The organism is Nocardia sp. NPDC003183 (assembly GCF_053590715.1).
On the sequence record NZ_JBSFTG010000011.1, the window covers coordinates 1 to 13777 of the forward strand.

At 70.2% G+C, this 13777-nt stretch carries 2 protein-coding genes; both read left to right on the forward strand.

All coding sequences use genetic code 11. The annotated features are described in order from the left end of the window. Positions 1–370 precede the first annotated feature (370 nt). Complete coding sequence (locus ACWDXS_RS25710) at positions 371–7663, forward strand: amino acid adenylation domain-containing protein (RefSeq protein WP_449969395.1); 7293 nt, start codon at positions 371–373, stop codon at positions 7661–7663. A 69-nt stretch (positions 7664–7732) separates the two neighbouring features. Beyond that, the gene (locus tag ACWDXS_RS25715; RefSeq protein ID WP_449969398.1) at positions 7733–13636 is read left to right on the forward strand and encodes an amino acid adenylation domain-containing protein; all 5904 of its coding nucleotides are present in this window, start codon (positions 7733–7735) and stop codon (positions 13634–13636) included. Positions 13637–13777 lie beyond the last annotated feature (141 nt).

Below are 13777 nucleotides of genomic sequence, written 5' to 3' on the forward strand. Positions count from 1 at the left end.
GCCGGGCGGTGGTGGCGGGCGCCTATGACCAATTGCACGATCAGGCACCGTTGCTTGCTCCTTCGTCGCCTACGCAACGGCACCTGATCGACGGGACGGCCGCGAACCGCCGCTACGCGGCGCCCCTCCCTAAGGGTCGGGGTACGCGGTGTGCTTGACAGCGTTAGCGAGTGACGGTGGTTCTTATGAACCCCGTCACTTTGCCGTTGGTGGGGGCAACACGTTCCGGGGCCGTGCCGATAGTCCTCTGGGCCCCGAGCACCGGGGGCACGCTGACTCGGACATTATGCGACCGGTCTATATGATGACTCGATCTGCGCGATGCGGGGCAGCCGCACGTGCAGACGCGATGAGAGGTGAATGAACTCGAATGGAAACTGCCCGTCGTTCTGCCCGCGGTAATCGCCGTCGCCGGTCGAGCAGTCCGACATTCGGGCAGTTGCTGACGGGAGCGGTCGAATCGGCCGCCGATCGGGTCGCGGTCCGGTTCAACCCGTCCGGTGACCCGGCCGACCAGCGTCAGCTCAGCTATTCCGAGTTCGATCAGCAGTCCTCGCAGCTGGCCCGCGCGCTCATCGCTCGCGGGATCGGCCCCGGCGACGTCGTCGCCATCGGCATCGCCCGGTCGATCGACTCCGTGCTCGCGGTGTGGGCCATCGCCAAGACCGGCGCCGCCTACGTTCCGGTGGACCCGAACTACCCGGCCGACCGCATCGCGCACATCGTGTCCGACTCCGGCGCGGTGCTCGGGCTCACCACCGCCGCGCATCGCGACGTGCTCGGTACGGCGCTGACCTGGCTCGAGCTCGACGACGCCGAGACGGCCACCACGATCGCGGCCCAGCCCGCGCACCCGATCTCCTACACCGACCGGATCCGCACCCTCGACGAGCGGCACCCGGCCTACGTGATCTACACCTCGGGTTCCACCGGCAAGCCCAAGGGCGTCGTGGTGACCCACACCGGTCTGGCCGGTCTGGTCGCCGCCGAGCGCGCGCACTACCGCGTCGCCGCCGACTCGCGCGTGCTGCACGTATGTTCGCCGAACTTCGACGTGTCGGTGCTCGAACTGCTGCTCACCTTCTCCGCGGGCGCCACCCTGGTGATCGCGCCGCCCGGTGTGTTCGGTGGTTTCGAGCTCGCGGATCTGCTGCGCCGCGAACAGGTTTCGCACATGCTCATCACCCCGGGCGCGCTGGAATCGGTGGATCCGGCGGACCTGGACGACCTGCGCGTGGTGGTCGTCGCCGGTGACAAGTTCGGTCCGGAACTGGTCGGTCGCTGGGCCGTGGGCGAGCGTGAGTTCTACAACGGCTACGGCCCCACCGAGGCCACCATCCTGGCCACCAGCACCGCGCCGATGGATCCGGCCGCGCCGGTGACGATCGGTGCCGCGATCGCCGGTGTCGGTGCGTTCGTGCTGGATTCGCGGCTGCGGCCGGTGCCCGCGGGTGTGATCGGCGAGCTGTATCTGTCGGGTCCCGCGCTGGCACAGGGTTACCTGAACCGCCCCGCGCTGACCGCGGAACGTTTCGTCGCCAGCCCGTTCGGCGCCGAGTCCGGTGACGCGAACGCGCGCCTGTACCGCACCGGAGACCTGGTGCGGCGCAGCGAATCCGGCGACGGCGTTATCGAGTACATGGGGCGCTCGGACTTCCAGGTGAAGATCCGCGGTTTCCGGATCGAGCTCGGTGAGATCGACAACGCGCTCACCGCGCATCCCGACATCGACTTCGCGGCGACTCTCGGCAAGACTCTGCCTTCCGGTGTGACAGCGCTGGTGTCGTATGTGATGCCCCGCTCCGGCGCGACGCTCGAGGTGACCACGCTCGACGCGTTCCTCGCGGAATCGTTGCCCGGCTACATGATTCCGGCCGCGATCATGGTGCTGGACCGGATCCCGCTGACGCCGGTGGGCAAGCTGGACCGAAAAGCGTTGCCCGAGCCTGTTTTCGCGGTGCGCGAGTTCCGCGCGCCGGTGACTCCGGTGCAGCAGGTGGTGGCCGACATCTTCGCCGATCTGCTGACCGCCGGTGCGCCGGACGAGATCCGGGTCGGTGCCGACGACGACTTCTTCGAGCTCGGCGGCAACTCGCTGCTGGCCGCGCAGGCCGCCACGCGCCTCGGCGCCGCGCTCGACACCCGGATTCCGGTGCAGGTGCTGTTCGAGGTCAGCACGGTCTCGGGGCTGGCCGAACGCGTCGAACGTCATATCGGCACCGGTTCCGGCCACGAGCTGGTCGCGCAGCAGCGCCCCGACTCGATTCCGCTGTCGTTCGCCCAGCAGCGGATGTGGTTCCTCAACCAGTTCGATCCGGCCAGCGCGGTGAACAACATGCCGATCGCGGTGCGCCTGTCGGGCGCGCTCGATGTCGACGCATTGCGTGTCGCGGTTACCGACCTGGTGGCCCGCCACGAGGTGCTGCGCACGATGTATCCGCCGGTCGACGGGGTCGGCACACAGCTGGTGCTGCCGCTGTCGGACCCGCGCGCCGTGCCCGCTCTGGCGGCCGACGAGGCAGACGAGGACGCGATCGCCGCCCTGGTCACCGAGACCGTCAGCGCGGGCTTCGATGTCACCGTCGCTCCGCCGCTGCGCCTGCGGCTGCTGCGACTGAGCGCGACCGAGCACGTGCTGGTCTGCGTGATGCACCACATCGCCGGTGACGGTGTGTCGATGGGCCCGCTCACCCGCGACCTGATGACCGCCTACGTTCAGCGCCGCGCGGGTAACGCGCCGGGCTGGCCCGAATTGGCCGTCCAGTACGCCGATTTCACGCTCTGGCAGCGGGCCGTGCTCGGGACCGAGGACGACCCGGAGTCGATCCTGACCCAGCAGATCGACTTCTGGCGCACCCAGCTCGCCGGTGTGCCCGACCAGCTCGAGCTGCCCACCGACCGGCCGCGGCCCGCCACCGCCTCCTACCGTGGTGCGAGCCTGGACTTCCGCATCCCGGCCGAGGTGCACGCCGGGTTGGATCAGATCGCGCGCGCCCATAATTCGACGTTGTTCATGGTGGTGCACGCCGCGCTGTCGGCGCTGCTGGCCCGGCTGTCGGGCAGCACCGACATCGCCATCGGCACCCCCGTCGCGGGTCGTGGTGACGCCGCCCTCGACGACCTGATCGGCATGTTCGTCAACACCCTGGTGCTGCGCACCGAGGTCGACCCGGCGGGCAGCTTCGAAGAGCTGCTCGCCTCGACCCGCGCGGTCGACGTCGCGGCCTTCGGTCACGCCGATGTGCCGTTCGAGCGATTGGTCGAGCTGCTCGACCCGGCCCGTTCGACCGCGCGGCACCCGCTGTTCCAGGTGATGCTCGCCTTCCAGAACATGGCGCGCACGGCACTGGAACTGCCCGGTCTGACCGTCGCGGGCGTCGAGATGACCATTCCGTTCGCCAAGTTCGACCTGCAGTTCGAGATGGTGGAGGACACCGATCGCCACGGTGCGCCGCACGGCATCGCGGTCGGGCTCACCTACGCCACCGATCTGTTCGACGCCGAGACCGTCGCCGGGTTCGCCGATCGATTCCAGCGGTTGCTGGCCGCGATCGTCGCCGCGCCCGCCGCGCCGCTCGGTGCGATCGAGCTTCTGGAGCCCGCCGAGCTGGACCGGATCCTGGTGCAGTGGAACGACACTCGCCGCGACCTCGCGCCGGAACTGTTGCTCGACGGCTATCGACGTGCGGTGGCCGAGCACCCCGATGCTGTCGCTGTCGCGTACGAGGGCGCCGAGCTGACCTATCGGGAGTTCGACGAGCGGGTCAACCGGCTCGCCCGGCTGCTGGTGACCCACGGCGTCGGTCCCGAATCCCTGGTCGGCCTCGCGGTTCGGCGCTCGCTCGATCTGGTGGTCGGGATGTACGCGATCGTGACCGCAGGCGGTGCGTATGTGCCGATCGACCCGGACCATCCGGCCGATCGCATCGCCCACATTCTCGAGACCGCCGCGCCCGCCGCTGTGCTGAGCACCACCGCGGACGCGATCGAGGTGCCCGCGGGTGTGCCGGTGATCCTGGTGGATTCCGTTGCGCTCGAAGAGTTCTCGGGCGCGCCTGTCGAGCCGGCTCGGCCGGTCCGGCCCGAGAACCCGGCCTATGTCATCTTCACCTCCGGTTCCACCGGGCGTCCCAAGGGTGTGGCGGTGTCGCACGCGGCGATCGTCAACCAGATGGTCTACATGGGCGCCGAGTACGGGATCGGCCCGTCGGATGTGTATCTGCAGAAGACGCCCGCCACGTTCGACGTGTCGCTGTGGGGTTACTTCCTGCCGCTGCGGACCGGCGCGAAGCTGGTCGTGTCGACCCACGACGGACATCGCGACCCGCTGTACCTCGCCGAAACGATCGCGGCACAGGGCGTGACGCTCACCGACTTCGTGCCGTCGATGCTGTCGGTCTTCGCCGCGCACACCACCGCCGGTTCGATTCCGAGCCTGCGGGCGGTGTTCGCCGCCGGTGAGGCGCTGCCCACCGAGACCGTGGCCGACGTGGCCCGCGTGTCCACGGCCGGGGTGCACAATCTGTACGGGCCCACCGAGGCTGCTGTCACCGTGACGCGATGGCCCGCAAGCGATTCCGATCGCGGATCGGTGCCGATGGGCGTGCCGGAGTGGAATACCCGTGTCTACGTGCTGGATTCACGCCTGCGCGCGGTGCCTGCCGGAGTGGTCGGCGAGCTGTACCTCGCCGGTGACCAGCTCGCGCGCGGCTATGTCGCCCGTCCCGGTCTGACCGCGGATCGGTTCGTGGCCAACCCCTTCGAGCCCGGCGCGCGGATGTACCGCTCCGGCGACCTCGTCCGCTGGGGTGGATCCTCGGCCGAGCCCGCGCTGGAATACCTGGGCCGCACCGACTTCCAGGTGAAGTTCCGCGGTCAGCGCATCGAGCTCGGTGAGATCGAGACCGCCCTGCTCGCCCAGGAGGCGATCAGCCAGGCTGTGGCCCTGGTACTCGACACCGCGTCCGGCCAGCACCTGGTGGCGTATGTGGTGGCGCGGCCCGGCGAGGAGCCCGACCCCGCGGCGCTGCGTACGGCCGTGGCGGACTCGCTGCCCACCTACATGGTTCCGACCGTCGTCACGGTGCTGGACGGCTTCCCGCTGAATCCGAGCGGCAAGCTCGACCGCAAGGCGCTGCCCGCCCCCGCGTTCACCGCGGGCGAATTCCGCGCTCCTGTCAGCCCCGCCGAGGAGATCGTCGCCGGGGTCTTCGCGGAACTGCTCGGCATGGCCCGCGTCGGCGCCGACGACGACTACTTCGCGCTCGGCGGCAACTCGCTGCTCGCCACCCGGGCGATCGCCCGCATCAACGAGGCGCTCGACGCCCACCTCGCCATCCGCGACCTGTTCGAGACGCCCACCGTGTCGGCCCTGGCCGCGCGCGTCGGTGCGGCGAGCGGTGCCGCTGCCCGACCGCCGCTGGTCGCCGCCGAACGGCCACAGCGCATTCCGCTGTCGCTGGCTCAGCAGCGCATGTGGGTGGTCAACCAGGTCGACCCCGCCTCGGGCTCCTACAACATCCCCTTCGCGATCCGCCTCACCGGTGAGCTCGACATCGCCGCCCTCGGCGCCGCGGTCACCGACGTGCTCGGCAGACACGAGTCGCTGCGCACCTTCTTCCCGGTGTCCGACGGCAGGGCTTTCCAGGAGATTCTCTCCGTGGCCGATGTGCTGCCCGAGGGGCTCCAGGTCGAGACGACCACCGATGTCCTCACTCGTGCGGGCGAATTGGCCGGTGCCGGTTTCGATGTGACGCGTGAGGTTGCGCTGCGTGCGCGATTGCTCACCGACGGGACTTCGGCCGAGTGGCTGCTCGTTGTGGTGGTGCACCATATTTCGGCCGACGGCGCGTCCTTGGCCCCGCTCGCCCGCGATCTGATGACCGCTTACGTGGCTCGTGCCGCGCACCAGAGCCCGGCGTGGACGCCGCTGGAAGTGCAGTACGCGGACTTCGCGCTGTGGCAGCGGGCGGTCGTCGGCGACGACGAGCAGCCCGAATCCCTGGCCGCCGCCCAGCTCGACTACTGGCGCAACCAGCTGGCCGACGTGCCACCGCTGCTGGAACTGCCGCAGGACCGCCCGCGGCCCTCGGTACCGACCCTGCGCGGCGCCACGTCCGAGCTGCGGTTGCCTGCCGAGGTGCACGCCGCCCTCAATCACTTGGCACGCGAGCACAAGTCGTCGCTGTTCATGGTCGTGCACGCGGCGCTGGCCGTGCTGCTCGGCCGCTTGTCGGGCACATCCGACATCGCCATCGGCACCGCCGTCGCCGGGCGCGGTGAGCGGGCGCTCGACGAGCTGGTCGGCATGTTCGTCAACACCCTGACCCTGCGCACCACCCTCGATCCGGCCGGTTCCTTCGACGAGGCCGTGGACGTGGCGCGGGAGACCGACCTCGGCGCGTTCGCCAATGCCGACCTGCCGTTCGAGCGGGTCGCCGAGGTCGTCGCGCCCGGACGGGGCAGTGCGCAGAGCCCGCTGTTCCAGGTGGCGCTCACCTTCAGCAACAACGAGGCGGCCGCGCTCGAACTGCCCGGCCTCACCGTGAACGCGCTGGACACCGCGATCGCTGCCAAGTTCGACCTGCAGGTGGACGTCGAACCACGCTTCACCGCCGCCGGTGATCCCGACGAGCTGGTGACGCTGTTCAACTACGCCACCGACCTGTTCGACGAGGCCACCGTGCGCAGCATCGGCGCCCGCTTCGCCCGCATCCTGACCGCCGTCGCCGCCGATCCGCAGATCCGGATCGGCGACATCGACATCCTCGACGAGTCCGAACGCACCCGGCTGCTCGCCGGCGCGGCCAAGGCGCCCGCGCCGAGCACTCCGTCGGGCGGCACCACTCTGGCGCAGGCTTTCACCGCCGCCGCCGAGGACGACCCCGAGGGCCCCGCGCTCGTCTGGGGCGACGACGCGCTGACCTACGAGCAGCTCGACGCCCGCTCCGCCCGCCTGGCCCGGCTGCTGATCGGGCGCGGCTTCGGGCCGGGAGACGGTGTGGCCGTCGATCTTCCGCGTGGCGTCGACTGGGCCGTCGCGGTCTGGGCGATCCTCAAGGCAGGCGCGGCCGTGGTCCCGGTGACCGGCACCGAGTCGCCCGCCGAACCCGCCGCGAAACTGAGTATCACCGTCGGCGAACCTCGCGGCGTCGACTGGATCTCGCTCGACGACCCGGCGATCAAGACCGAACTGTCCACACAGTCCGCTCGCCCGGTCACCTACGCCGACCGGACCCGAGCTCTGCGCGGCGGTGACCCGGCCTTCGTCGGCGCCGACGGCACCCGCAGTTACGACGAACTCGCCACGGCGGGTGCGCAGGTGCGCGCCGACACCGACCTGACCTTCGAAGCCCGCACCTTCGGCCACGGCTCCGTCGACAGCTTCACGGCGCTGGTCGAGCCGGTGGCCGCGGGCGTCGCGGGCGCGTCGATGGTGCTGGTGCCCGGTGTCGCGGACATCGGGGTAGCCAACGGATTGTCGGCGTCACTGGCCGAGGAGTGGGTAACCCATTTGTTCGGTGACCGGGTGGGGATCGAGGCGCTCGATACCGCCGAGCTCGGTGATCTGCAGGCGCTGATCGCCGATGATGCCGCACCGGGCAATCCGGGAGCGGCCGAGGCAGTGCTGGTACTCGGAGATCTGCGCGCCCCGGTGGCGTGAGCGGCGCCCGCAGTGCGGGGGCCCCGCTGCGGGACAAAAAGTTTCGGTGATGGGTGAGGTGGAACAGCTATGACACGACCGGCAAGAACCCGACCGGTTCGTACGCGTCGCCCGCGCGTCACCGCGTTGGCACAGCTGCTGGCCACCGCGGTCGAGACCAACCCCGACGGTCTCGCGGTCGTCCTCGCCGACGCCGCCCGCACCCTCGGCAGCCTCACCTACGCCGAACTCGACGAGCGGTCGAACCGCATCGCCCGCTTCCTGATCGGTCGTGGCATCGGCGCGGGCGACCTGGTAGCCATCGGAATCCCGCGCTCCATCGAATCGGTCCTCGCCGTCTGGGCCGTCACCAAGACCGGTGCGGGCTTCGTCCCCGTCGACCCGAACTACCCCCCGGATCGGGTGGCGCACATGGTCACCGACTCCGGCGCGGTCTTCGGACTGACCGTCGCGGCCGTCGCCGACGGACTTCCGGCCCAGGTGCAATGGCTCCGACTCGACGCCGAGCCGACCGGCGGCACGCGCGACAACGGCGCTCGGCCTGCGGGTGCCCGGCTCTACGGCACCGACCAGGCGGACCCTTTCGACAGCCTCTCCGGCGAGGCGATCACCTCCGCCGACCGGCTTCGTCCGGTGCGGGCCGAGGATCTCGCCTACCTCATCTACACCTCCGGCTCCACCGGCCTGCCCAAGGGCGTCGCGGTGACGCAGGCCGGGCTCGCGGGGTTCAGCGAGGAGCAGCGTCGGCATTACGGTGTCGAATCCACTTCGCGCACGCTGCATTTCGCGTCGCCGTCCTTCGACGCGTCGCTGCTGGAGCTGCTGCTGGCGATCGGCGCGGGCGCCACGATGGTGATCGTGGACCCGAGTGTGTACGGCGGCGACGATCTGGCCGCGCTGCTGCGGCGGGAACGGGTGAGCCACGCGTTCATCACGCCGGCCGCGCTGGCCTCGATCGACCCGGACGGGCTCGACGACTTCCGGGTGGTGGCGGTCGGCGGCGAGGCGGTTGCGCCGGATCTGCCGCGGCGCTGGGCGATTCCCCTCGCCGATGGCACCCTGCGCGAATTCCACAACGTGTACGGGCCCACCGAGACGACCATTGTCACCAACATCAGTGTGCCGCTGAAACCGGGCGACCCGATGACCATCGGCGGCCCGATCAACGGGGTCGCCGAATACGTCCTCGACGACCGGCTCGGCCCCGTCCCGCCCGGCGTCACCGGCGAGCTCTACATCACCGGCGCCCAGCTGACCCGCGGCTACCACGCCCGCCCCGTCCTCACCGCCTCTCGCTATGTCGCGAATCCGTTCGACCCGGCCGGTTCTCGCCTCTACCGCACCGGTGATCTGGTCCGCTGGACCGCCGATGGCGCGTTGGATTATGTGGGCCGCAACGACTTCCAGGTCAAGATCCGTGGTTTCCGCATCGAACTCGGCGAGATAGACGCGGTGCTCTCGGCCCACGAGAGCCTCGACTTCGCCGCCACCATCGGCCACGAACTCGACAGCGGCGCCACCATTCTGGTGTCCTACGTGCACGCGGCCCCGGGCGCGACCGTCGACCACGCCGCGCTCACCGCCTTCGCCGAGCGCAGCCTGCCCGCGCACATGGTGCCGACCGTGCTGATGGCACTCGACACCATTCCGCTCACCCCGGTCGGCAAGCTCGACCGAAGGGCGCTGCCCGCACCGATCCTCGAACACGCCGAATTCCGGGCCCCCACAACGGCAGTCGAGGAGATCGTGGCAGGCACCTTCGTTCAGGTGCTCGACCTCGGCGACACACAGCTCGGCCTCGACGACGACTTCTTCGCCCTCGGCGGCAACTCGCTGATGGCCACCCAGGTCGCCGCCCGCCTCGGCGCCGCGCTGGACACCGAGTTTCCGGTCCGGCTGCTGTTCGAGGCGTCGACGGTGGAAACGCTGGCCCGGCGACTCGCCGAATCCGCCGGTGCGGGTGCACGTCCCGCGCTGACCGCCCGGGAGCGGCCCGCACGGATTCCGCTGTCGCTGGCCCAGCAGCGGATGTGGTTCCTCAATCAGTTCGACCCGGGATCGGTCGCCTACAACATCCCGATGGCGGTGCGGCTGCACGGTGCCATCGAGGTCGAAGCCCTGCGCGCCGCCGTGGCCGACCTCGTCGCCCGGCACGAAACCCTGCGCACGATCTACCCCGAGACCGACGACGGGCCGATCCAGCAGATTCTGGCCGGCACCGAGGCGACGCCGCGGCTCGAGGTGTGCTCGATCGCGCCCGAGCAGCTCGCCGCCGCCATGCGCGAGTTCGGTTCGTCGGGGTTCGACGTGCGCGGCCAGGTGCCGTTGCGGGTCGCGTTGTTCGAGCTCGGTGGCGACGAAGCGGTGCTCGCGGTGGTCGTGCACCACATCGCCGGTGACGGGTCCTCACTCGCCCCGCTCACCAGGGATCTCATGCTCGCCTACGCGGCCCGCTCGGCGGGTGACGCGCCGGAGTGGGCGCCGTTGGCCGTGCAGTACGCCGACTACGCGCTGTGGCAGCGGGCCTTGCTCGGCAGCGAGGACGACCCGCGATCGCTGGCCTCGGCCCAGCTCGCCTACTGGCGTGGCGCGCTGGCCGGGCTGCCCGACCAGCTCGACCTGCCCGCCGACCGGCCGCGTCCCGCCGTGCAGTCCTTCGCCGGCGGTCGCGTCCCGATCGAGGTCGACGCCGACACCCACCGCGCCCTCCTGGCGGTGGCGCGCAATCAGGGCGCGACGCTGTTCATGGTCGTGCACACTGCCCTCGCGGTGACGCTGGCCAGGCTCGCGGGCACCGACGATCTGGCGGTCGGTACGCCCGTCGCGGGTCGTGGCGAGGCCGCGCTCGACGACCTGATCGGCATGTTCGTCAACACCTTGGTCTTTCGCACCACGCTGCGAACCGGTGAGTCGTTCACCGAACTGCTCGCCCGCCAGCGCGATACCGACCTCCAGGTCTTCGCGAACGCGGACCTGCCGTTCGAGCGACTGGTCGAGGCGATCAACCCCGCCCGCTCCACTGCCCGCCACCCGCTGTTCCAGGTCGGCCTGTCCTTCCAGAACCTCAGCCGCTCCGGCCTCGAACTCGGCGAGACCGCGGTCGAGGGCGTCGACGTGGATCTCGCGGTGTCCCAGTTCGATCTGCACGCCATCGTCGCCGACGGCTACGACAGTGACGGCGTGGCGCAGGGGATCAGCGGCGTGTTCACCTATGCCACGGACCTTTTCGACGAGTCGACCGCACAGTCCTACGCGGAGCGCTTCGCGCGAGTACTCACCGCGATCGCCGCATCGCCGGGTCGTCCCGCCGACGAGATCGATCTGCTCTCCGATGCCGAGCGCGCGCGAATCCTGCACGACTGGAACGCGACCGGCCATGCCACCCCGGCCACGACGCTGCCTGCCCTGTTCGCCGATACCGCCGCCGCGAACCCGGACGGTGTGGCGCTCGTCGACGCCGACGGCGCCGCGCTCACCTATCGCGACTTCGCGGCCCGCGTGAATCAGCTGGCGCGACACCTCATCGCGCAGGGCGTCGGTGTCGAGGACCGGGTCGCCTTGGCGATGCGACGCTCGACCGAGCTGGTCGTCGCCATGTACGCGGTGACGCAGGCGGGCGCCGCCTACGTTCCCGTCGATCCCGGCCAGCCCGCCGATCGGGTATCGCATGTGCTCGCGACCGCTGCCCCGACCTGCGTATTGACCACCACGCGTGACGGTTTCACCGCCGGCGTCGACGCGACACGGAGCGCACCGGTGATCGCCGTCGACACCCTGGAGCTGTCGGCGGTGTCAGCCGCCCCGATCGCGGCGAGCGAGCGCATCGGTGTGTTGCGCTCAGGGAACACCGCCTACGTCATCTTCACCTCCGGCTCGACCGGCAAGCCGAAGGGCGTCGCCGTCTCGCACGCCGCCATCGTCAACCAGTTGCGGTGGAAGACAGCAGCATTCGGCCTGGGCCCCGATGACTCGGTCCTGTTGAAGACCGCCGCCACCTTCGACCTGTCGGTCTGGGAATTCTGGTCGGCCGCGATCTGCGGTGGCCGCCTGGTGATCACCGCTCCAGAAGGCCATCGCGACCCCGCCTACCTGCTCCGCGTGCTCGCCGCGCACTCGGTGACCACCCTGCACGTGGTGCCGTCGATGCTCGATGCGCTGCTCACCGAATCCGCCGGTGTCCTGCCGAACTCGCTGCGGCGCGTCCTCGCCATCGGCGAGGCGCTCCCCGCCGCCACCGCCCAGCGTTTCCTGGCGACGAACCCAGCGGCGCTACACAACCTGTACGGCCCGACCGAGGCCGCGGTCTCCATCACCGACCACCGCGTCACCACCGCCGATCGCACCACGGTCCCGATCGGCCGGCCCGAATGGAACAGCCGGGTCTACGTCCTCGACGCCCGTCTGCGTCCGGTCCCGGTAGGTGTCGCGGGAGAGTTGTATCTGGCGGGCGCGCAGCTCGCCCGCGGGTATTTCGGCCGACCCGACCTCACCGCGGACCGCTTCGTCGCCGACCCGTTCTCCGAGCTCGGTGCCCGCATGTACCGCACCGGTGATCTCGTCGCCTGGACCGCTGACGGCGAACTCGACTATCGCGGTCGCACCGACTTCCAGGTCAAGATCCGCGGATTCCGCATCGAACTCGGCGAGATCGAAGCGGCCCTGCTCGCCGCACCGCAGATCGCCCAGGCGGCGGTCGTCGCCACGACCGACCCGCAACTCGGTGACCGGCTGGTTGCCTATGTCGTCCCCGCACCCGGCGGGGCGCTCACCACCGCGCAGGCCAAAGCCGCGGTGGCGCAGGTGCTCCCGTCCTACATGGTCCCCTCGGCCTTCGTCGTGCTCGACCGCCTCCCGCTGAACGCGAACGGCAAGCTCGACCGGGCCGCCCTTCCGGCGCCGGTGCTCGAACCCCGCCGCTACCGCGCACCCGGGACCGAGCACGAGATCGCCGTAGCCGCCGTCTTCACCGAGGTCCTCGGCGCGCGCAACCCCGGCCTCGACGACGACTTCTTCGCGCTCGGCGGCAACTCGCTGCTGGCCACCCGCGTCGTGCACCACCTGCGCGAACACACCGGCGTGGAGCTCACCGTCGCCGCGTTCTTCGCCGACCCGACCGTCGCCGGTCTCGCTACCAGAATCAGCGACGGCCCCGCAGGCGCGGCCGACCTCGAAGCCGCACTCGCGGTCGTGCTGCCGATCGCCCGCCGCGGCACCCGCCCGCCGCTGATCTGTGTGCACCCGGTCTCGGGTCTGGCGTGGGCCTACGCGAGCCTGGTGCCGCACCTGCCCGAGGACCAGCCCGTGGTCGGCATCCAGTCGCCGGCGCTGAGCGATCCGGAATTCCGGCCCGCCTCGGCCGAGGAGCTGGTCGACCGCTACCTGGCCGAAATCCGCGGCGTTCAGCCCCATGGCCCCTATCAGCTGCTCGGCTGGTCCCTCGGCGGCGTGCTGGCGCAGGCCGTGGCGACCCGCCTGCAAGCCGAGGGCGAGACGGTGGCGTCGTTGACGATGCTCGACAGCCTCCCCGGCGCCGCACTCGCCGATTTCGCCACCGAATTGCGGCACGTGCTCACCGAACTCGGCATACCCGAGCGGCAACTGCCCAGCCAACTCACCGAACTCGGCGACGAGGCACTGGAATCACTGCACACAACACTCGCTGCGGACACGCCGATCTCGCGCGCGCAGTTCGTGGGCATGTACCGCGGCGCACTGCGCTCGGTGGCGCTTCTCACCGAGCTCGAACCCGCACGATTCGACGGTGATCTGACCTATTTCACCGCCCTGCGGACCCCCCAAAAGCTGGGGGACGGGGCCTCGCGATGGCGCCCGTTCGTCAGCGGGATCATTGCTGACCACCCGGTCGAGGCCACCCACCAGGAGATGCTCTCCGCTGTGGCGGTAGCCACGTCCGGACCGGCAATTGCGCAGGTCGTCGCGGGTGCGGACGGATCCGGCGATACACGTCCGTAACGGACTACATGGGCATTACGATTCTGTTGCGATAGAGTTGGTGTGTCGTGGCGCACACCTCGGCGACGGTCGGCAGCGGCTATGTAGGTGTGGCTATGCTGTGTCCGACTCGGCCGCCGGACGCGAGAGGTGTATAGGTCT